Origin of the sequence: Paracoccus sp. (in: a-proteobacteria) (genome assembly GCF_047605025.1) — a bacterium.
Taxonomy (GTDB): Bacteria; Pseudomonadota; Alphaproteobacteria; order Rhodobacterales; family Rhodobacteraceae; genus Paracoccus.
Genome location: NZ_JASGGO010000046.1, coordinates 1 through 20,359, shown reverse-complemented (window position 1 = coordinate 20,359; position 20,359 = coordinate 1). Strand labels below are relative to the sequence as shown.

Here is a 20,359-nt window from a genome sequence, read left to right as displayed (position 1 = left end):
GTCGTCGGATCGATCGAGACCGAACCCCAGTTCATTCCGCCCAGCGAGCCGGGCACCCTTGCGACACAATGATCAAGCAGTCCACATGCGGCAGGAATGCCACGGATTGCGCCCAGCATTGGCTAACTGATCCCAACCTCGATACGGAACCCTTGAAATGAAGGGCGGCTCACCCGATCTCTGAATACCACGCGCCGTAACGGCCGGAAGCTCGGGGAGGTGAGACATGTTCAAGGCAACCTACGACAAGCTCGCCACGTTCCTGGGCGATCTGCTGGTCTATGGCACGACCGAGGCGCGCGCCGTCAAAGCCGTTCGGAAGCGGAAGGGTGGGAAGCGGCATTTTTTGAAAGCGCATGGGCCCGCGCTGCCCGGGATGCAATTTCGTCGCGATTATATGGATTTTGTCGGCGCCGAACCCCCGCCTATGACGGATATATCGAATTTCCTCGGACTGAACTATACTCTGTCTGACAAGCTCATCAAATGAAAAGGCCCCGCAATGCGGGGCCTTTGCTTGTCATTTGTAGGCTGAGCAGTCAGGCACGACCAACGAAGATGTGCCCGCCAATTTCGGTGCGGCCGCCACTTTCCCGCTCCTTTTTCGCCAGCCAGCCGGGCAGCAGATTTGTCTGGTCGCCGTCCGCAACCAGTTTTTGCATTCCGGCCGGTGAATAATAGTGGGTTGCGCCCCGCGTCGGATCGTTGACCGATCCGTTGAAAACGGAGTCAACGATCATGCCCACCCGTTCGTATTTCCCATCCCCAGGTCCATACTTGTTAACGAGGTGGTTGCCATCTGAAGCGCGGGGTCCAGCCCCGGCGGGGTGAACACGCCATCATGGCGCATGCCCTTGAACTGGATGCGGCACATCATTTGGTCAAAGGGGGGGCGCCCCACATGTCGGCCTCGGTCAGGGTGGCATTGCCGATCTGGGGCATGCCGTCCGAATAGGGCTGGGTCGGGGAATAACGCTCGCCCTGGACATTGCCGGCGGGGACGGGCTTTTCGACGATATCGGCCAGCGGCTCGCCGATCTCATTATTGTCGGCGACGCGGCCCCCGACGATCACCAGATTGCCCGCGACCAGCGGTGTCGAGGTCTGCTGGTAATAGCCGGGCTTCACCTCGCCCATGCCGGTCTTGAGGTCCACGACGCCGTTATCGCCAAAACCGGCGATGGGCTTGCCGTCGCCGATGTCGAGGCCGATCAGCCGCCCGTCCACCGTCGGCACGAAGACCCTCTGCGGGCTGGCCGTGCGGTCGGGCGTGCCGCCGTCGGGCTAGGAGGTCACGAACCGCGCGCTGCCCGCGTCGAAATAGGCCACGCCCCGGCACCGCTGCCAGGCCGGGATCTCGCCGCCCGAGACATGGCGCCAGATCTCCTTGCCGGTATCGACATCGAACGAAACCACGGTTCCGCAGGCGGTGCAGATGATGAGCTGGTTGCCGATCTGGATCGGGGTGTTCTGGTCCTCGGCGCCCCAGGCAGACCAGTCCGCGGCCGGTGCGCTCTTGTCCGCCGGCACGGGCGCGGCGGCGGTCTGTGTCGCGGGGATCACGTTCTTGGGCGAGAAGGCGCTGAAGGCCGATGCGGCGATGCCCGGCCGCCAGCGCCGCCGCCAAGGCCCGGCCCAGCCGCCGCGCGCGCGTCAGCAGCGGCAGCGCCACCACCAGCGCGCCGATGGCCATGGCGAAAAGCCGGCTGACCAGGGGCCAGAATTGAAGCCCCACCTCCCACAGCGCCCAGATGCCGGTGCCGAGGAAGGCCAGGCCGAACAGTGCCGCGCCGCGTGCCCGGCCCCGGATCAGGTCGAGGCCCGAAAGGATCGGCACCAAGCCCGCGATCAGGAAATACCAGCTTCCGCCGCGCGCGATCAACCAGCCCCCGCCGATGGCGAAGAACAGGCCCGCCGCCAGGATGACCAGACCCAGAAGGATCAGCCATGCGCGGCCCAGGCCGCGTGGTCTTGTGTCGGTGCCTCTCATTCAAATGCTCGCTTCCATGGTTGCGGGGCAGTCTGAGGGCAGGGTTTTCGGGTGGCGCGGGTGTCCCGCGAACGCAGGCACAATCGGGGCGTCGCGCCATCCAGGGGCATATCTGGCACCGGAGCTGGATGCCTCATGCACACTCCTCAACCTGCAAGGGCGACAAGAGCCTAAGGCTCGCCGTCCGCAGGCGCCGGGGTCGCGCGCCTGACGATTGGGCAAGTGATCGGCGCGCTTCCATTCGGGCGGAAGGCCGGGGAAAGTCTTGGCGAGGCGGCGGCGCGGGCCGGTCAGGCCGGGCGGTTTGGCGCCAGCCAGGCGGGCATCGCATCGGGGGCGGTGCCGGTCAGTGCCGCCTGGGCGCATTGCGCCAGATTGCCGAAACGCAGCGCGCGCCCCGAAAGCCCCGGCCCGTAATGCGCGTATTTGCCGGAATTGGTGATCAGCGCGCGGGCCTCGGGCGGAAAGACCGGCTCCGAGATCGAGCACCAGCAAAGATCGGGCAGCACCTGGACGCCGCTTTCCTCAAGCCGGTCCAGGATGCCCTGGGCGCGGGCCTGGGCGATGGTGGCGCGCCCGGCGGTCACGATGGTCGCGACCTTGACGCGCCGCCCCGCCAGCGCCCGGTCCAGCGCCTGGCATTCCCCAAGCGAGGCGTGGGGGCTTCCCAGCGCCACCAGATCAATGCGATCCGGCCCCTGGTTCAGCGCCCGCCAGCCCGCGCGCATGTCGGAAAGCGTGATCCGGCACAGGTCGGCATCGGGGGCGATGGGCTTTGCCTGGGCGGACCGGGCTTCGGGGGTCACACCCTCGACATGCAGCATGGGCGCGGCCGAGGTGGTGCCGAAGGCCGCGCAAAGCGCCTTCAGCTCCTCGGGTCCGGGCGCGGCGCGGGCCAGCCCGCGCAGAAGCGGGATGCGGTCGGGCGAGGCGCTGCCCGCCAGATAGCCGATCAGCGGCCAGAAGGCATCGTCTGGATCGGCCGGCATCTCGACCTGGATGATCCGCCGCGCCATGCGGTGGCGGTCCAGATAGACCCCCGACAGGGGGGCGCGGCCCGTCATCGCGATGCAAAGGTCCAGGAAATCCGGGTGCTTGGCCGTGCGCGCGCCCAGAACGCTGTTGGCATAGATCACGGCATTGGATTCGGCCCAGGCGATGGCCTCGCCCTGTTTCGGCGCGCTGTCCAGCAGATAGGGCGAGCAGGTGAAGCTGGGCTGGCAGCCCATCGCGACATAGGCGTCGGCCAGCTTCTGCGCGGGCGTGCCGAAGACGGGGGGCACGCCCTGGCGGCGCCAGTTGCCATGATCGACCGAGATCGCGTTCATCGTCGTCGGGATCAGCACCCGCGCGCCCAGGTCCAGCATCCGCTGGGCGAAGGTCAGGTTCGCGGGGCTTGCATAGATGCAGCCGTCGATATGGCCCTGCGTCACGTCGATCAGCCGCGCGGCGCCTTGCTGGGCGGCCATGGCGCAGATGATGCGCATGGCCTGGGCGGCGGCCTTGCCCTTCTCGCCGGCCAGGATGGCGCGGTCGCGGGGGTCCAGGTCCAGCGCCGCCGTGGCGGGGGGGCGGACCGGGATCGTCACGCCCCCGCCCTGGACGGCATCCGGCCCGATCCGCGCCTCGGCCCCGGCGGACAGCGCCGCGAAGGCGTCGGGCGACAGGCGCAGCACGGGCAAGGGCCGGCCGAACATCTCGGCCGCGATCAGCGCGCCCAGCGTCACCACGTCCTCGGGTTCGGAAAAGATCAGCGCCGCCGGGCCGCGCCCGGACAGGATCATGTCCAGAAGCACGCCCGAGCCGGTGCAGGAGCCGCGCGTCGAGGGCATCATCAGCACCCGCCCCGTCAGGCATTCCCCGTGCAGCGGATGGTGAACGTCGATCACCCGCGCGGTCGCCGGATCGACCCCGCCCCAGAAGCTGAGCGGCTGGGCGCTGGCAAGGACCGGACCCTGGGCGGCACCTGGCAGAATGCTGAGCGCGTCCATGGATTACTGCTTCAAGGTCGGCGTCACGCCCCAGGTGTCGGACAGCATATAGCCCGATTGCCAGGGATCCTCGGGGTCCAGGAAATAGCTGTGCTGCCCGGTGATCCAGGCGCGCCCGGTGATCTGCGGCGTGATCGTGGCGCGGCCGTCGCGGCTGTCCACCGCCAGGATCTCGCCGATGAAGCGCGAGCCGATGATGGATTCGTGGATCAGCCTGTCGCCCACGCCCATCAGCCCGCGCGCCTGCAAGACCGCCATCCGCGCCGAGGTGCCCGTGCCCGTGGGCGAGCGGTCCGAGCGTCCCGGCGCCACGATGCAGGTGTTGCGCGCGACCTCGCCGCTGCCCCGGAAGGGCATGGCGAATTGCACGATCGAGACGCCGCGCACATTGGGAAAATCGGGATGCACCACATCGAACTGCTCGCGCGCGGCCTTGCGGATCTTTTCGCCCAGCTCGGCCAGGTCCCGCGCCTCGTCGGGGACGACCTGAAAGCCCAGGGCCTGGGCATCGACGATGCCGAAGAACATGCCGCCATAGGCGATGTCCAGCGCGATGCTGCCATGGCCCGGCACCTCAAGCGCGCCGTCCAGCACGGCGGCGAAGGCCGGGGCGTTGCGGAACGTGACGGAACGGCATTTGCCGTCCCGGCACTCGGCCGCGACCTCGATCACGCCGCCGGGCATGTCGAGCTTGAAACGGGTGACGGGTTCCACCATCGGCACCATGCCGGTCTCCAGCAGGACGGTCGCGATGCAGATCGTGTTCGAGCCGGACATGGGAACGTATTCCGTCGGCTCCATCACGATGGCGCCCGCCGCGCAGCCGGGCGTGATCGGCGGCACGATCAGGTTCACATGCCGCGCGACCGAGCCGCGCGGCTCGCAGATCAGAAGCCGCCGGATATGGTCGTGGTCGCGCTCCATCGCGATCATGCGCTCCATCATGGTGGCGCCCGCGGGGGGCAGCACGCCGCCGACGATCACATCGCCGATTTCACCCTCGGCATGGCAGCCGACGACATTGATGGCCAGTCGCGAGCGCATGGCCTAATCCTTGGGCGCGGCGAGAGAGCGGCCCGCGAGGAACCAGTCCTGCGGCGCGGTTTCCTGGAAGATGATCGTGGTGGCCGAGGGGCTGATCCCTGCGGTCTCCTCAAGCAGGCGGGTGATGCCTTCGGCGATCTCGCGCTTTTTCTCGGGGCTGCGGCCGGGGAACATCTCGATGCGGATCAGGGGCATGGTTGTCCTTACTTGACGACGAAGCCATGCGCGAAGGGATCGCGTTCGGCGTCGATATAGATGGTGTTCAGGCCGGTCTGCCGTGCCCAGCCGGCGATCGAGGGGATGATGGCGTCGCGGCCCGCCACGGTGGTCGCGGCCTCGACCCGGCCCTTGAAGATGCTGCCGATGATTGATTCATGATGGAATTCGTCGCCGACCTTCAGCTTGCCCTTGGCGGCAAGCTGCGCCATCCGGGCCGAGGTGCCGGTGCCGCAGGGGCTGCGGTCGATGGCCTTGTCGCCATAGAAGACCGCGTTGCGGGCATGGGCGCCGGGCACGGTGGGGGCGCCGGTCCATTGGATATGCGACAACCCGTTGATCGCCGGATGCTCGGGGTGGACGAATTCGTATTTCGCGTTCAGCGCCGCGCGCAGCTTCGGCGACCAGCCGATCAACTCGCCCGCCGTATGGTCGGCCATGTCGCGGAAGTTCCTTTGCGGCTCGACGATGGCGTAGAAATTGCCGCCATAGGCCACATCGACGACGATCTCGCCCAGGCCCTCGACCTCGGCGGTCAGGCCCTCGGCGTAAAGAAAGCCGGGCACGTTGGTCAGGCGCACCTCTTCGACATAGCGGCCTTCCTGGCGGTATTCGATATCGACCTTGCCCGCCGGGGTCTCGATGCTGAGGCGGCCCGGTTCGCGCGGGGTGATCAACCCGTTCTCGATCCCCATGGTGATGGTGCCGATGGTGCCGTGGCCGCACATGGGCAGGCAGCCCGAGGTCTCGATGTAAAGCACCGCCACGTCGCAATCGGGCCGCGTCGGCGGATACAGGATCGAGCCGGACATCATGTCATGGCCGCGCGGCTCGAACATCAGGCCGGTGCGGATCCAGTCGAATTCCCGCAGGAAATGCGCGCGCTTTTCCAGCATGTCGGCGCCTTCCAGGCGGGGCGCGCCGCCGGCGACCAGGCGGACCGGATTGCCGCAGGTATGGCCGTCGATGCAGGGGAAGATATATTGGGTCATGATGGTCTTTGGAAACGGGCGGGAGAGAAGGGGGCGAGGTCCAGGGCCGCGGGCTGGCCGGTGACCAGATCCGCGACGATCCGCGCCGTGGCGGGGGATTGCGTCAGGCCCAGATGGCCATGGCCGAAGGCGCAGGTCACGTTCGGATGGCCGGGCAGCGGGCCAAGGGCGGGCAGGCTGTCGGGAAGCGAGGGACGAAAGCCCATCCATTGCGTGCCGCCCGTGGTCCGCAGCCCCGGCAGGAAGCTGGCCGCCTTGTCCAGCATCGCCTGCGATCGCTTGAAGTTCGGCGGCAGGTCGAGGCCGCCCAGTTCCACCGCGCCGCCGACACGGATGCCCGTGGAAAGCCGCGAGACCACGAAGCCATGACCGCCAAAGATGATCTGCCGGTGCAGGTCGAAGGCATCCGAGGGCAGGGTGGTGTTATAGCCGCGCTCGGTCTCAAGCGGGATGCGCACCCCCAGCGTCCGGGCCAGAAGGTGGGAAAACGCCCCCGCCGCCAGCACTACGCGGCCGCTGAGCTTACCGGCCGCCGTGACCACGCCGTCATCGGTCAGCGCGGTGGCCCGCGCGATGGTGATGGTGCCGCCGCCCGCGCGGAAGCGTTCGGCCAACGCCAGGGTATAATCCCGCGGATCGGAGATGGAATACCAGCCGGGGGTATAGGTGCCGTGGGTAAAGCGCGGCGACAGGCCAGGCTGGATCCCGGCTATTTCCTCTGCGGTCACATGCCGGAAGTCGATGCCATGATCGGCCCGCGCCTGCCAGCCGGGCAGCGAGGCATCGAATTCGGCCTGCGATTCATAGACCTGGAGGCTGCCATCCTTGCGCAGCATCCCCGACGTGCCGGTGGCGGTCAGGAAGGGCTCAAGCTCGGATTTCGACAGGTCCATCAGCGCGGTCTGCGCCGTGGTCGAGGCGGCGACGCGGGCGGGCGAGCAGGCGCGCCAGAAGCGATACATCCAGGGCGCGATCTTCAGCGCATAGGCCGGCGGCACCGAGAGCGGTCCCAGGGGATCAAGCAGCCATTTCGGCGCTTTCCTGAGGATGCCGGGCGAGGCCAGGGGCAGGATGTCGGTGAAGGCGAAGGCCCCGGCATTGCCGGCCGAGGCGCCCGCCGCCGGGCCTTCGCGGTCGATCACCGTGACGGGCACCTGGCGCATTTGCAGGGCCAGCGCGATGGACAGGCCCACCACGCCCGCGCCGATCACGATGACGGGCGAGGTTTCCGGGGCGCTGCCCCGGACCCCGGGATATTTAGGCAAGAAAGAAGGCATGTTGCTGTGCGGTCAGTGGGTCGCCGAGAGGAATTTCTGTAGTTCGGGATCCTGGGGGTCGCCGAAAAGCCGCTCGGGTGGAGCGATCTCGGCCATCACGCCCTTGTGGAAGAAGGCCACCCGGTCCGAGACCTCGCGGGCGAACTTCATCTCATGCGTGACGCAGATCATCGTCATGCCTTCGCGGGCCAGCATGCGCAAGGTGTCGAGCACCTCGCCCACCAGTTGGGGGTCGAGCGCCGAGGTCACCTCGTCGAACAGCATGTAGTCGGGCGACATGGCCAGCGCGCGGGCGATCGCCATGCGCTGCTGCTGGCCGCCCGAGAGGCGCGAGGGGTAGATCTTGAGTTTTTCGCCCAGGCCGACATGGCCCAGTTGCTTGACCGCCTCGGCCTCGGCCTCGGCTTTGGAGCGTTTCAGCACCTTGACCTGGGCCAGCATGACGTTTTCCAGCACCGTCAGATGCGGGAAGGCGTTCCATTGCTGGAAGACGATGCCGATCTTGCGGCGCAGCTTGTTGAGGTCGGTGCCCTTGGCATGGACCTCGGTGCCGTCGACCAGGATGCGGCCGGAATCAATCGGTTCGAGTCCGTTGATACAGGTGAGCAGCGTCGATTTCCCCGAGCCGGAGCCGCCGATGATGGTGACCACCTCGCCCTTTTGCACGGTCAGGTCGATGCCTTTGAGAACCTCAAGGGAGCCGAAGGACTTGCGGACATTCTCGATCTCAATCATGGGACCAGCGTTTCTCCAGGTAGCCGCCGAACCGGGCCAGCGGGAATGAGATGACGAAATAGAAGGCGCCGCAGATCAGCAGCAGCAGAAGCGGTTCCTGAAGGCGCGTGATCAGGATCTGGGTGGATTTCAGAAGTTCGGTCACCTGGACGACATAGACCAGCGCCGAATCCTTCATCACCCCCAGCGCCAGCCCGATCCAGGACGGCAGCGCCACGCGGGTGGCCAGGGGCAGCACGATCTCGCGCATGTCCTGGCCCCAGCTCATGCCCAGCGAGCGGGCGGCGCGGCGGGTATTGTTCGGCACCGCCTCGATGCCGCCGCGCACGATCTCGGCGCAGAAGGCGGCGGTATAGAGCGAGAGCACGATGCAGGCGACGGTGAAGCCCGAGATCTTCAGCCGCAGGATGGTGCCGATGAAGGCATTGGCCAGCACGAGCTGAATCAGAAGCGGGATCGAACGGAAGATGTCCAGCAGGAAGGTCATGGGCGCCGCCCAATAGGCGCCCACCTGATAGCGGAAGACGCCGAAGACGATCCCCATGATGGTGCCCGCGACCACGGAAAGCGCCGTGACCACGATGGTCATGCCCGCGCCCTTGGCCAGGAAGAGGAAGTCGGAGGAAGTCAATGCGGTATCGAACATGCGGCACCCCTTTCAATACCGGAAGAGGCGCGCGGCCAGCAGGCGCGCACCCAGGGTGATGATCTTGGTGATGACGTAGAAGATCACGGCGGCGAGCGCGAACAGTTCGAACGTGCGGAAGGTCAGCGCGTTCAGGTCCTGCGTGACGCCGTAAAGGTCCGCGTTCATGCCCACGGTGACGCCCAGCGAGGTCATCAGGATCGCCCAGACCATCTGGTTCGTGATCGGCAGGAAAGAGATTCGCAGCATCTGCGGCAGCACCACATTGCGGAACGCCCCCGCCGCGCCGAAGCCCAGAGAGCGCGCGGCGCGGGTCTGGGTGTCGGGAATGGCCTTCAGCGCGCCGCGGAAGTTCTCGGTCAGGTAGCCCGCGTTGTTGAAGGTGATGCCCAGCAGGATCGAGGCGAAGGGGCTGAGATGCAGGCCGAAGCTGCCCAGCCCGAAATGCGCCATGTAGATCTGGAAAAGCGCCGGCGTGTTCCGCGCGATCTCGACCCAGGTGCGGGCGATGGCGGACAGGGCGCGGTTGCCCGACAGGCGGAACATCGTCAGCAGCACCGCCAGCGCCACGCCGATCACCATCGACAGGATGGCGATCTGCATGGTGACGAGGGCACCGTCCAGCATCTGCGGAAGCCGGGCGAATGCCTGCTTCCATTGAAAGGTATAGTTGAACATGGCTTTCCCCGCTGCCACCAGAACGCATCAGGGCAGCGCGATCGCGCGCCGCCCTGGCCGGTATCAGCGATAAACGCCGGGAACGGTGAGGTTGGCGGGCTCGCCCTCGCCCACCCATTTCTTGTAGAGTTCGGCATAGCGGCCGGTGCGGACCTGCTGGTTCACGAAGAGGTTCAGGTAGTTCAGCAGCCCGTATTCCTCGCGGTTGGTGAAGAGCGCGACGTAATCGGGCACCATCGGCGCCTTGTCCACGACCTTGATGCCGGGGAAGTTGCCGGATTTCACGTTGGCATTGGCCACTTCGACGGTCGAGACGGTGGCGTCGAGCTGGCCCTGGCTGAGCGCCAGGAACACGTCTGCCTGGGTCTGATAGGGCCGGAAGGCGCCTTCGCCCCATTCCTTGACCTGTTTCTCCAGCCAGATCGCCTCGTAGGTGCCGGCCGTGGCGCCGACCGTCTTGCCCTTCATGTCCTCCCAGGTCTTCATCTCGACCTTGTCATTCGAGACGACGGCGTTCTCGAAGGCGTAATAGGGCACCGACATGCCCACGGTCTTGGCGCGTTCGAGCGTGTCCGAGGTCGAGGCGACGCCCACATCGACGCGGCCCGACATCAGCGCGGGGATGCGCTCGGGGAAGGGGGTCTCGACGATCTCGGCGGTGACGCCCAGGGCGGCGGCCAGGTCGTTGCAGTAATCCACATCGAAGCCGATCGGATTGTTGCTGGAATCGCGCATCCCCATCGGGGGGAAGTCCAGCACCACCGCGCAGCGCAGCGTCCCCGAGGCGATGATGTCGTCGAGCTTGTCGGCGAAGGCCGGCGCGGCCAGCGTCGTCGCGGCCATGAGCCCCAGGGCGAGATTCCAACGTTTCATGTGATAGCTCCCAAGTTGATCACGCGGCCCTTTGGGCCGATTCCATTCTTCATTGATCGCACTATTCCGCAGGGGTCGGTGCAAAGCAAATAAAAAATACAAGTTGTATACGAGAGGGGTGTCGTGCCGCTTTCCAGAGCCTGGCGAAGCGGCACGCAAGGCTTATCGCAGGTCTTCTGGCAACAGTCCCTGGGGGAAGTTCTGATAGCTGACGGGTCTCAGGAACCTTCGGATGGCGAGGGTTCCGACCGAGGTGGCGCCGAAGTTGGTGCTGGCCGGGTAGGGGCCGCCGTGGACCATGGCGTCGCAGACCTCGACCCCGGTCGGAAAGCCGTTGACCAGCACGCGGCCCGCCTTGCGCTCAAGCACCGGCAGCAGCGCCCGCGCGGTGGGCAGGTCGGCGTCGTCCATGTGGATCGTGGCCGTCAACTGGCCCTCGAAGCCCTTGGCCAGGCTCAGCATCTGGTCCTGGTCGCGGACCCGCACGATCAGGCCCAGGGGGCCGAAGACCTCTTCGCCCAGGGCGTGGTCCTGGAGATAGGCCTCGGCGCTGGTCTCATAAAGGTTCGGGCGCGCCTCGCGGCCCGCGCTTTCGGTCGACAGCACCGGGGTCACCGCGTTGCGGGCCTCGAACCGGGCCTGGCCGTCGCGATAGGCGGCGGCGATGCCGTCGGTCAGCATGACCTGGGGGCCGGTCTTTTCCAGCGCGGCGCGGGCCGACTGCGTAAAGATGTCGGCATTTTCACCGTCGAGAACCACCGCGATGCCGGGGTTGGTGCAGAACTGGCCCGCCCCCATGGTCAGGCTGCCGGCCCAGCCGGCGCCCAGGGCATCGGCCCGCGCCGCCAGCGCATTTTCCAGCAGGAACATGGGGTTGACGCTGCCGAGTTCGCCAAAGAAGGGGATCGGCTCGGGGCGGGCCGCGCACAGGTCGAACAGCGCCCGGCCCCCGGCAAGGCTGCCGGTGAAGCCCACTGCCTTGATCAACGGATTGGTAACCAGCGCCGTGCCAACATGGCGGTCACCGCCCTGAATCAGCGAGAACACACCGGGATGGACACCAGATGATTCGATTGCGGCACGGACCGCCTCGGCCACGATCTCGCCGGTGCCGGGATGGGCCGAATGGCCCTTGACCACGACCGGGCACCCGGCCGCGAGCGCCGCCGCCGTGTCGCCCCCGGCGGTCGAGAAGGCCAGCGGAAAGTTCGAGGCGCCAAAGACCGCCACCGGCCCGATGGGGCGTTCCAGCAGCCGGATGTCGGGGCGCGGCAGGGGCTGGCGTTCGGGCAGGGCGGGGTCGTGGCGGCGGTCCAGGTAGTCGCCCTTGCGGATATGGTCCGCGAACAGGCGCAGCTGGCCGGTGGTGCGGCCGCGCTCTCCGTTCAGCCGCGCCTCGGGCAGGCCGGTTTCCTGGGTGCCGATCTGGGTGATGGCTTGGGCGCGGGCCTCGATCTCATCGGCGATGGCCTCAAGGAAGCGGGCGCGGTCTTCGCGGCTGCTGTAGCCATAGGACCAGAACGCCTCCTCGGCCGCCGCGCAGGCCCGCGCGACCAGATCGGGCGTGCCGATGCTGAACTCATGCGCAGGACCAGAGGCCGGCGCGCTGGCGAAACGCTGCGCGCCCGCAACCCATTCGCCGGCAATCAGGTGCTTGCCATGGGGGATGAAGCTCATCGGGGGATCCTTTCGGTCTGGCTCGCGCGGGGGCGAGGTCGGATAAGGTTGCTTGTTTGTATATTGTATGTATGCATGTGGTCAACCGATCGCATCCGAAGGTGGAGGGCAGAGATGCCGCAGGGATTGACATTCGACGGCTTGCAGCAGCGCATCCGGCAGATCTTTCTGCGCGTGGGAATGGCCGAAGTCCAGGCCGAGCCTTTGGCCCGGATCATCGCCGCCGGCGAGCGCGACGGCTGCAAGTCGCATGGGGTCTATCGGGTCGAGGGCGTGCTGCGCACCCTGAAAGCCGGTAAGGTGCGCGGCGACGCGGTGCCGCGCCTGGTCTCGCAAGAGGGGGCGATCATCCGCGTCGATGCCGCGTGGGGTTTCTCGACCCCCGGCTTTGAACTGGGCTTGCCGCTGCTGGTCCAGCGCGCCGCCGATCTGGGCCTTGCCGCGATGGTGGTGAACGACTGCACGCATTTCAGCGCCCTCTGGCCCGAGGTCGAGGCGGTGACCGATCACGGGCTTGCGGCGCTGGTCATGTGCCCCAGCTATTCGACCGTGGCGCCCGCGGGCGGCAATGCGCCCTTGCTGGGCACGAATCCGCTGGCCTTCGGCTGGCCGCGCCCGGACCAGCCGCCCTATGTCTTCGATTTCGCGACCTCGGTTGCCGCGCGGGGCGAGATCGAGCTGCATCGCCGCGCGGGCAAGCCCCTGCCCGAGGGCTGGGCCATCGACGCCCAGGGCCGGCCGACCACCGATCCCGAGGCCGCGCTGGCCGGCGCCATGCTGCCCTTCGGCGGGCATAAGGGCTCGGCCATCGGCACGATGATCGAACTGTTGGCGGGGGTGATGATCGGCGACCTGACCAGCCCCGAGGCGTTGGACCTGCTGGGCACCACCACGCTTGCCCCCGCGCATGGCGAGTTGATCATCGCCATGTCGCCCGCGAAATTCGCCGCAGGCCGCAAGGGCGATCCCTTTGCCCGCGCCGAACTGCTGTTGCAGGCGATCCAGGGCCAGGGCGCCCGCCTGCCTTCTCAGCGCCGCTTCGCCGCCCGCGCCGCCGCCGCGCGCGAAGGGATCGCGCTGACCGAGGCCGAATCCGGGCAACTGGATCTGTTCCTGAAGCATGGGCTGGACGCGGTTGGCTGAAGGCCGGGCGCGTTAGGCGATTCTTTGGAAATCTCTGCGAGGCTGGGGCGAACTCCCCCATGGGCGGGATGCGGGTTCGGACGCGCTGGCGGTCGAGATGGGAAAGGATCGGGAATGACGGATATGGCCGGGAACGCGCGGCGGGCGCGGGGCCGGGTGGCCGGTAGCGCCGGCCGCCTGGGCGAGGAGAGCGTTGCGCGCGAATATCACGCGCGGGGCTTTCGGCTGATCGCATCGCGCTGGCGCGGCCGGGCGGGCGAAATCGACCTGATCCTGGAAGCGGGCGGCGAGTTCGTCTTTGTCGAGGTCAAGAAATCGGCCGATCACGCCCGCGCCGCCGCGCGCATCCTGCCGCGCCAGATCCGGCGCATCCGTGCCGCCGCCCTGGTCGATGGCGTCGGTCGGGTGCAGATCCTGGAGAATGCCTTGCAACTCGGGTAGGGGCCTGGTCGCGGGGCCGGGTGATCCGTCCGGATGCCGCGTCGCGCGGATCAGGGATGACGGTCCATGACCCGGCTTTGACGTTTGGGTGCAGTCGGGTGCCCGAGAATGCCTTGCACCCGGCTCGCTTGGTGGCGGCATGGGATGGGGCGGCACGGGTTTTCCCACCCCATGTCTTTTAGGGGGGAACAGATCGCGATCCGGGCACCAGAGGGGGGCAGGGCCTTTCCCTCGCGCTGTGTCCTATGGGCCGATGCCTCACCCTTGCGCGGCCATCGCCTCAGGCATGGCTGGGGCACGCAGGGCCACCCAACCGGCTTGGTCCACCGTATATCCCGCAGGATACCCGGTATCGTTCACCCAGCTTGGCGCAAGGCGCTTGGCGGCCGCCGTCTCAGGGCCAGATCGGCGCGCCGTCCAACCCGGCGGTTTCCGGCAGGCCGCAGATCAGATTGGCGTTCTGCACCGCCTGGCCCGCCGCGCCCTTGCCCAGATTGTCGACCACGCCCATCGCGATCACCAGGTCGCGCTCTGGATCGGCCGCATAGCTGACGAAGCAGAGGTTCGAGCCGGTGGCCCATTTCGTCTGGGGCGGCCTGTCGGTCACGCGGACAAAGGCCCGGCCGGCATAGAAACGCCGCGCCGCGTCCAGGCATTGCGCGGTGGTGGTGGTGGTGCGCCCGCGACAATAGATGGTGGTCAGCACGCCCCGCGTCATCGGCACGAGATGCGGGGTAAAGACCAGCCCGGCCGCGCTGCCGCCGCCGAGCCGCTCGATCGTGCGGGCGATCTCGGGCATGTGGACATGTTGCAGCAAGCCGTAGGGCTGCAAGTTCTCGTTGCTTTCGGCATAGCCGAACCTGCTGTCCGTGCCGCCCCGGCCCGCACCCGAGATGCCGGTCTTGGCGTCGATCACGATATTGCCCGGCTCGATCAGGCCCTCGGCCAGCAGCGGGGCCAGCGCGTTCAGCGTCGCTGCGGGAAAACAGCCGGGATTGGCGATGCGGGTCTGCCCCTTGATCCGGTCCGGCCAGACATCGGCAAGGCCATATGTCCAGTCTTCGGCATAGCGGTGGTCGCCGCCGATATCGACGATCCTCACATCGCCTGGAACGCGCGCGAGCGCCTGGGCCGAGGTGCCCGTGGGCAGCGAAGCGAAGAGCAGATCAAGCGGGGGCAGGGTCTCGGGGTCCCATTTCTGGATCACCAGATCGGCAAGCTTGGCCGGGATGCCGGGGAAACGATCCGCAAGCCGGCTGCCCGCGCTGCCCTCGCCCGCCGCGTAGACCAGTTCAAAGGATGGATGGCCGGCGATCAGGCGCATCGCCTCGCCGCCGCCAAAGCCACTGATGCCGACGATGCCGATGCGAATGCTCATGATGAGGTCCCACGATTGGAATAGGCCGGACGCTTATAGCCGCGCAGGCCGTCGTGACAAGCGAGGGATCCGCGCGCCGGGTCGCGGGGACATGGCGCTGGCGCGGCGACAGAGGGACCGTATTGAAAAAGGCGGCGCCTTGCGGTGCCGCCTTGCCGGGTCGGATCAGGGCTTGCAGCTTTGCACGGCACCGGGCAGTTCGCTCCAGGCGGCATACCAGGTCTTGAACTGGTTCAACTGCGCCTCGGCCCAGCCGCGCTGGCTGGGGGTCAGCTCGTCGGTTTCGTTGAAATGCAGCGTGTATTCCGCATCGCCCTGCATCACCATCATGTGCTTGTAGTAAAGCACCAGATCCGTGCCCTCGTCCCACGAGGACAGCACTTCCAGCGCCTCGCCCAGTTCTTGCGCGCGGGTGCGGGCGTCCAGATCGCCCGTCGCGGCCAGCTTGGCCAGCGCCACGAAATGCAGGATCTCGCGCGGGATGACGTTGCCGATGCCGGTGATGGTGCCGGTCGCGCCGCATTTGACATAGCCGTGATAGACGCCGGTATCGACGCCCGCCATCAGGATCACGCCGTCATCGGCGCTGGTGATGTGCTGGGCGGCATAGGTCATCGCCTCGGCGCCGCCGAATTCCTTGAAGCCGACCAGGTTCGGATGCTCGGCGCGCAGCGCGAAGAACAGGTCCGCCTTGGTCTCGAAGCCATAATAGGGGCTGTTATAGATCACCGCCGGCAGGTCGGGCGCGGCCGCCAGAACGCCCTTGAAGTGATGGCGCTGCGCCGTGGGCGAGGTGCCGCGCGACAGCACGCGCGGGATCACCATCAGCCCCGCCGCGCCGACCTTCTGCGCATGGGCGGCATGGGCGGCGGCCAGTTTCGAGTTCACCGCGCCGGTCCCCACGATCACCGGCAGGCCCGCCGCGACCAGGCGGGCCACGCCCTCCATCCGCTCTTCGTCGGTGATCAGCGGCCAGTCGCCCATCGAGCCGCAATAGACCACGGCCGACATGCCGGCGTCGATCAATTCGCGGCCCTTGCGCACCAGCGCGTCGTAATCGGGTTTGCGGTCGGGCGTGCAGGGGGTCATCAGCGCGGGAATGACGCCGGTAAAGATCTGGGTGTTCATCGCAGGGCCTCTTGTCATGGAAAAGCGGGGGGAGTCGCCGATTCGTTCGAGGTAAATATGCAGAATTGCATTTTACTTGTCGACAAAAATTCGACGCGAGGCTCAGAGCGTGATGGGCTGGCGCTGGTCGCGGGTCAGGAACCGCTGGATCTGAAGGACGATCTGATCGGCATGGGCCTTGGCCAGTTGGTCGCACAGCGCCACGTCCCGCGCCTCGATCGCCCGGATCAGGGAGTCGTGCTCGTCCGAATATTCCTGGGGCAGGCGGTCGTCGAAGGACTGATAGTAAAGCCGCAGCAGGCGGCGGCTTTCGTCCAGCACGCGCAGGAACAGGCTCAGGTAATAGGGGTTGCGGGCGGCCTCGGCGATGGCGGCGTGAAAGTCGCGATTGGCCGCGATCATCGCCAATGCGTCCTGCGCCTGGACGGCGGCGGTGAAACGGGCCTGATGTTCGCGGATCTGTTCCAGATCGGCGGGGCGGTGATGGATCGCGGCCAGGCGCGTCGTCACGCGATACATCAACGTCAGCGCGTCAAAGAGCGTGTGCAGGTTCAGCAGGTCGATATTCGCCACCATGGTCGAGCGGTTGGGCAGGGTCTCGACCAGGCCCTCGCCGGCCAGGCGCACCAGCGCCTCGCGGATGGGGGTGCGGGACATGCCGAAGCGTTGGGCCAGCTGCACCTCGTCGATGATGCTGCCGGGCGGCATGGTCAGGTCCAGAATCTCGTCGCGCAGGATGTCGTAGACCAGTTTGACGCCCGAGCCGCGCTTGCGCTCGGGAAGGGTCTCGGTTTCGGCCATGGTGCCCTCCTGCTGAAGTCGACAATATGAATACTTTGAAGGCAGCCTTCGGGCAATGCGGATGGGCTAGCCGCCGGCGACGACCAGGCCCGGAACGGCGGCGGCAAGCTCGGCGAAGCCGGGGCGCGCGCGCGCGGCCTCGTCCACGATCAGGTGGTCGATCTCGGCCGCCGGGCAAAAGACCGAGCGCGCTGGCGCGGCGATCTTGGAGTGATCGGCCAGAATGATGGTCTGGTCGGAATGCGCGACCATGGCGCGGGCGATCTCGGCGCCGTGGATGAAATGGTTCATCGCCCCCATGCGCGCGTCGATGCCCCAGGGTGCCAGCAGCGCGATGTCGGCGCGGTATCGCTGAATGTCGTTGATCGTCGCCGCGCCATGGGTTTCCAGGGGATCGTGCTTGATCTCTCCGGCCAGCATCAGCACGCGGAAGCGGCGCGACAGCTCGCCCGGCCGTTCGGCCAGAAGCCGGGCCACATCCATCGAATTGGTGATGATGTTCAGGTCCGACAGCCCATGCGGCGCGGCCAGCGTCTCGGCCATGACGGTGCTGGTCGAGCCGGCATCCATGAAGATCGTCATGCCGCTTTGCAAAAGGCCCAGTGCCGTCGCCGCGATGGCGCGCTTTTCCTGAAGCCGCAGGGTCACGCGCACGTCGAAGGCCGTATCCTCGCGCGTGACGGGAACGGCGCCGCCGCGCACGCGGCGCAGATGGCCGGCCTGTTCCATCTCCATCAGGTCGCGGCGCACCGTCTCGCGCGAGACGCCGAATTCCTCGGTGATGCGGTCGATCGAGACGCGGCCGAACGCGGCAAGCTGGTCCTTGATCCGGCGGTGCCGTTCTTCCAGCCACATGGCCCCACCCTATCCTGCGTCACAGGCCGGCAAACTGCCCGAAAATGCCACAATTGGCAAGGTGAAGGCCATATTACACATTTTAACACATAAAACAAATATTGCCACATAGACGGGGAAGAGCTACGTTTTCCCTAAGCTCACGAAATGATGATTCGCCCGAAGGTTACACGGTCACGCCCCGGCTTTTCGCCGGCCGGATGCCTGTCGCCTGGGGCCAGAAAAGAGGGATCGGATGCAGGGTATCGACGACGATCACATCGCCTTTGCGGCGGCGTTGGCGGATGAGGCGCGCGCGATCCTGCTGCGCGAGGCGGATGGCGCGCTGGGGGTCGAGGTGAAGCCGGACCGCAGCTTCGTCACCCGCGTGGACCTGGCCATTGAGGCCCGCATGCGCGAGATGATCGCCGCGGCCTATCCCGGCCATGGCATCATCGGCGAGGAAGAGGGCGACGTGAATCCCGGTGCCTCGCATGTCTGGGTGCTGGATCCGATCGACGGCACCGCGCCCTTCATCCTGGGCATTCCGGTCTATGGCACGCTGATCGCGCTGGCGGTCGACGGCGTGCCGCGCCTGGGCATCATCGACACGCCCGGCGTCGGCGCGCGCTGGATCGGTGCGCCGGGCCGCCCGACCACGCTGAACGGCCGTCCGGTGCGGGTGCGCGATTGCGCGGCGCTGTCCAGGGCGGTGATGACCAATTCGAACCAGGATTACATGAGCGCCGAGGAATTGCCCGCGCTGAACGCGCTGCGCGCGGCGACCGCGAACCGGGTCTATGGCGGCGCCTGCCTGAACTATGGCCGCCTGGCCGAGGGCCGCAGCGACCTGGCCATCGACGCGGGGCAGAAGGTCTTTGACTTCGCGCCCTTCCGCCCGGTGGTCGAGGGCGCGGGCGGCGTGATCTCGGACTGGGCGGGGCGGCCGCTGACGCTGGAAAGCCGGGGCCGGATCCTGGCCGCCGGCTCGCGCCGGTGCCACGAGGCCGCGCTTTCGGTGATCGAGGGTGTCGGATTGGGCCAGCCCGGCCCGGTCCTTGCCGACAAGACCGCATGACTCACAAGAACTGACAGGGAAGACGCATGAGTATTGAGATCGAAAACCTCACCGTCACCTATGGGACGGAAAAGGTCATCTCGGGGTTGTCGCTGGCGATCCCCGAGGGCTGTTTCTTCACGCTGCTGGGGCCTTCGGGCTGCGGCAAGACCACGCTTTTGCGCACCATCGCCGGCTTCGTCCCGGCGGCGGGCGGCAGCATCCGCTTCAGCGGGCGCGACGTGACCCGGCTGCCGCCGCACAAGCGCGCGCTGGGGATGGTGTTTCAGGACTATGCCCTGTTCCCCGACAAGACCGTGAAGCAGAACGTCGCCTACGGGCTGCATGCGCGGGGCGAAAAGGGCGATCCGGTGGCGCGCAAGGTGGCCGAGGCGCTGGAGCGCGTGGGCCTGGGCCATCTGGGCGACCGCCACCCGGCGGCGCTGTCGGGCGGGCAGCGCCAGCGCGTGGCCCTGGCGCGGGCGCTGGTGATCAAGCCCGCCGTCCTGCTGATGGACGAGCCGCTGTCGAACCTGGACGCCAAGCTGCGCATCCAGATCCGCGAGACCATCACCGAGCTTCAACGCGAGGCGAACATCACCACCGTCTTCGTCACCCACGACCAGGAAGAGGCGCTGTCCATGTCCGACCTGATCGGCGTGATCAATCGCGGCGCGGTCGAGCAATTGGGCAGCCCGCAAGAGATCTATGGCACGCCCCGCACCGGCTATGTCGCGGATTTCGTCGGCTCGGCCAATCGCTTGCAGGCGAAGCTCCTGCCCGTTTCGGGCGGCCTGGTCGAGGCCGAACTGGGCGCGGGGCGGCTGCTTGCGACCGATGCCCGGCCCTCGGGCGCGGGGGCCGAGGGGCTGCTGATCCTGCGCCCCGAGAACCTGCACCTGTCGGTCGCGCCGCCCATGCAGGGCCAAAGCCTGCCGGCGACGATCCGCTCGCGCCAGTATCTGGGCTCGAAAACCAGCTATCGGCTGGATCTGGGCGCGGATCTGCAAGTCCTGGCCGAGATGCACGGGCCGGGGCATGACGGTTTCATGCCGGGCGACCGGGTGCATCTGGGCGTCGATCCGGCGCAGGCAAGGGTGATCGCGGCATGAGCGGCACCTTGCGCACCCCGTGGTTCTGGCTCTCGGCGCTGGCCCTGGCGCTGCTTTGCCTCTTTGTCCTTTATCCGCTGGTGAACATCCTGACCGCCAGCTTTACCGGCGACGGTCCCAGCGGCTGGGCGCGGCTGCTGGAGGATCCCAAATACCTTGCCGCGATCCGCAACACGCTGATCCTGGCGACGGTGGTGACGTTCATCTCGACCCTGATCGGGGTGCCCCTGGCCTATGTCACGGCGCGGTTCAGCTTTCCGGGCAAGGGCCTGATCGCGCTTCTGCCGCTGGTCACGCTGGTCATCCCCGAGGTCATCGCCGCCCAGACCTGGCTGATGATGCTGGG

Annotated in this window: 23 protein-coding genes and 1 pseudogene; 7 read left to right on the top strand and 17 right to left on the bottom strand. The window is 67.2% G+C overall.

Going from position 1 to position 20,359, the window contains the following annotated elements; all coding sequences use genetic code 11:
* Nucleotides 1–226 precede the first annotated feature (226 nt).
* Nucleotides 227–490 carry a hypothetical protein gene (locus tag QM682_RS18120; RefSeq protein WP_415132298.1) on the top strand — a complete coding sequence of 88 codons (264 nt, stop codon included), beginning with the start codon at nucleotides 227–229 and terminating at the stop codon, nucleotides 488–490.
* A gap of 49 nt (nucleotides 491–539) precedes the next feature.
* Here the strand turns inward: QM682_RS18120 and QM682_RS18115 are convergent, their stop codons facing one another.
* From QM682_RS18115 to QM682_RS18105, 3 genes are all read right to left on the bottom strand, one after another.
* Complete coding sequence (locus QM682_RS18115) at nucleotides 540–740, bottom strand: hypothetical protein (protein WP_415132297.1); 201 nt, start codon at nucleotides 738–740, stop codon at nucleotides 540–542.
* A 133-nt stretch (nucleotides 741–873) separates the two neighbouring features.
* A complete protein-coding gene (locus QM682_RS18110) occupies nucleotides 874–1,236 on the bottom strand; it encodes a hypothetical protein (RefSeq protein WP_415132295.1) in 363 nt (120 codons plus the stop codon).
* Between the two features lie 48 nt (nucleotides 1,237–1,284).
* Nucleotides 1,285–1,416 (bottom strand): hypothetical protein, encoded by a 132-nt coding sequence (locus tag QM682_RS18105; protein ID WP_415132293.1) that lies wholly within the window; start codon nucleotides 1,414–1,416, stop codon nucleotides 1,285–1,287.
* A gap of 19 nt (nucleotides 1,417–1,435) precedes the next feature.
* On the opposite strand from QM682_RS18105, the gene QM682_RS18100 reads away from it, so the two are divergent.
* Nucleotides 1,436–2,026, top strand: a complete 591-nt coding sequence (locus QM682_RS18100; RefSeq protein ID WP_415132291.1) for a hypothetical protein — start codon at nucleotides 1,436–1,438, stop codon at nucleotides 2,024–2,026.
* Nucleotides 2,027–2,280: 254 nt separating this feature from the next.
* Here QM682_RS18100 and QM682_RS18095 read toward each other — a convergent pair whose 3' ends face one another.
* From QM682_RS18095 to QM682_RS18050, 10 genes are all read right to left on the bottom strand, one after another.
* Nucleotides 2,281–3,981, bottom strand: coding sequence for an aconitase X (locus tag QM682_RS18095; protein ID WP_415132289.1), 1,701 nt, complete (start codon nucleotides 3,979–3,981; stop codon nucleotides 2,281–2,283).
* Nucleotides 3,982–3,984: 3 nt separating this feature from the next.
* The gene (locus tag QM682_RS18090; protein WP_415132287.1) at nucleotides 3,985–5,025 is read right to left on the bottom strand and encodes a proline racemase family protein; all 1,041 of its coding nucleotides are present in this window, start codon (nucleotides 5,023–5,025) and stop codon (nucleotides 3,985–3,987) included.
* Between the two features lie 3 nt (nucleotides 5,026–5,028).
* Nucleotides 5,029–5,220 (bottom strand): tautomerase family protein, encoded by a 192-nt coding sequence (locus tag QM682_RS18085; RefSeq protein ID WP_415132285.1) that lies wholly within the window; start codon nucleotides 5,218–5,220, stop codon nucleotides 5,029–5,031.
* Nucleotides 5,221–5,228: 8 nt separating this feature from the next.
* A complete protein-coding gene (locus QM682_RS18080) occupies nucleotides 5,229–6,233 on the bottom strand; it encodes a 4-hydroxyproline epimerase (RefSeq protein WP_415132283.1) in 1,005 nt (334 codons plus the stop codon).
* Nucleotides 6,230–7,498, bottom strand: a complete 1,269-nt coding sequence (locus tag QM682_RS18075) for an NAD(P)/FAD-dependent oxidoreductase (RefSeq protein WP_415132281.1) — start codon at nucleotides 7,496–7,498, stop codon at nucleotides 6,230–6,232. The genes QM682_RS18080 and QM682_RS18075 overlap by 4 nt, the downstream gene beginning before the upstream one ends.
* 24 nt (nucleotides 7,499–7,522) lie before the next feature.
* Entirely contained in the window at nucleotides 7,523–8,245 is a 723-nt protein-coding gene (locus QM682_RS18070; RefSeq protein WP_415132279.1) for an amino acid ABC transporter ATP-binding protein, read from the bottom strand.
* The gene (locus QM682_RS18065; protein WP_415132277.1) at nucleotides 8,238–8,891 is read right to left on the bottom strand and encodes an amino acid ABC transporter permease; all 654 of its coding nucleotides are present in this window, start codon (nucleotides 8,889–8,891) and stop codon (nucleotides 8,238–8,240) included. The genes QM682_RS18070 and QM682_RS18065 overlap by 8 nt, the downstream gene beginning before the upstream one ends.
* Before the next feature lie 12 nt (nucleotides 8,892–8,903).
* Nucleotides 8,904–9,569, bottom strand: coding sequence for an amino acid ABC transporter permease (locus QM682_RS18060; protein WP_415132276.1), 666 nt, complete (start codon nucleotides 9,567–9,569; stop codon nucleotides 8,904–8,906).
* Between the two features lie 63 nt (nucleotides 9,570–9,632).
* The gene (locus tag QM682_RS18055; RefSeq protein WP_415132274.1) at nucleotides 9,633–10,442 is read right to left on the bottom strand and encodes a transporter substrate-binding domain-containing protein; all 810 of its coding nucleotides are present in this window, start codon (nucleotides 10,440–10,442) and stop codon (nucleotides 9,633–9,635) included.
* Nucleotides 10,443–10,604: 162 nt separating this feature from the next.
* Nucleotides 10,605–12,119, bottom strand: a complete 1,515-nt coding sequence (locus QM682_RS18050) for an aldehyde dehydrogenase (NADP(+)) (protein WP_415132272.1) — start codon at nucleotides 12,117–12,119, stop codon at nucleotides 10,605–10,607.
* 114 nt (nucleotides 12,120–12,233) lie between these two features.
* Here QM682_RS18050 and QM682_RS18045 point away from each other — a divergent pair, with 114 nt between their 5' ends.
* Together QM682_RS18045 and QM682_RS18040 are read left to right on the top strand one after the other, a co-directional pair.
* Nucleotides 12,234–13,262, top strand: coding sequence for an Ldh family oxidoreductase (locus QM682_RS18045; RefSeq protein ID WP_415132270.1), 1,029 nt, complete (start codon nucleotides 12,234–12,236; stop codon nucleotides 13,260–13,262).
* 114 nt (nucleotides 13,263–13,376) lie between these two features.
* Entirely contained in the window at nucleotides 13,377–13,703 is a 327-nt protein-coding gene (locus tag QM682_RS18040) for a YraN family protein (RefSeq protein WP_415132268.1), read from the top strand.
* Between the two features lie 394 nt (nucleotides 13,704–14,097).
* On the opposite strand, the gene argC is transcribed toward QM682_RS18040, so the two are convergent.
* From argC to QM682_RS18020, 4 genes are all read right to left on the bottom strand, one after another.
* Entirely contained in the window at nucleotides 14,098–15,081 is a 984-nt protein-coding gene (argC, locus tag QM682_RS18035; protein ID WP_415132266.1) for an N-acetyl-gamma-glutamyl-phosphate reductase, read from the bottom strand.
* 165 nt (nucleotides 15,082–15,246) lie between these two features.
* Complete coding sequence (locus QM682_RS18030; protein WP_415132264.1) at nucleotides 15,247–16,209, bottom strand: dihydrodipicolinate synthase family protein; 963 nt, start codon at nucleotides 16,207–16,209, stop codon at nucleotides 15,247–15,249.
* A 102-nt stretch (nucleotides 16,210–16,311) separates the two neighbouring features.
* A complete protein-coding gene (locus tag QM682_RS18025) occupies nucleotides 16,312–17,010 on the bottom strand; it encodes a GntR family transcriptional regulator (RefSeq protein ID WP_415132262.1) in 699 nt (232 codons plus the stop codon).
* 66 nt (nucleotides 17,011–17,076) lie between these two features.
* Entirely contained in the window at nucleotides 17,077–17,865 is a 789-nt protein-coding gene (locus tag QM682_RS18020; RefSeq protein ID WP_415132260.1) for a DeoR/GlpR family DNA-binding transcription regulator, read from the bottom strand.
* Nucleotides 17,866–18,100: 235 nt separating this feature from the next.
* Here QM682_RS18020 and QM682_RS18015 point away from each other — a divergent pair, with 235 nt between their 5' ends.
* From QM682_RS18015 to QM682_RS18005, 3 genes and pseudogenes are all read left to right on the top strand, one after another.
* Nucleotides 18,101–18,922: an inositol monophosphatase family protein gene (locus QM682_RS18015; protein WP_415132258.1), complete on the top strand. Its 822-nt coding sequence runs from the start codon at nucleotides 18,101–18,103 to the stop codon at nucleotides 18,920–18,922.
* Nucleotides 18,923–18,948: 26 nt separating this feature from the next.
* A complete protein-coding gene (locus QM682_RS18010; RefSeq protein WP_415132256.1) occupies nucleotides 18,949–20,013 on the top strand; it encodes an ABC transporter ATP-binding protein in 1,065 nt (354 codons plus the stop codon).
* A pseudogene (locus QM682_RS18005) lies at nucleotides 20,010–20,359 on the top strand (iron ABC transporter permease); the annotation flags it as partial. The gene QM682_RS18010 and the pseudogene QM682_RS18005, both read left to right, overlap by 4 nt.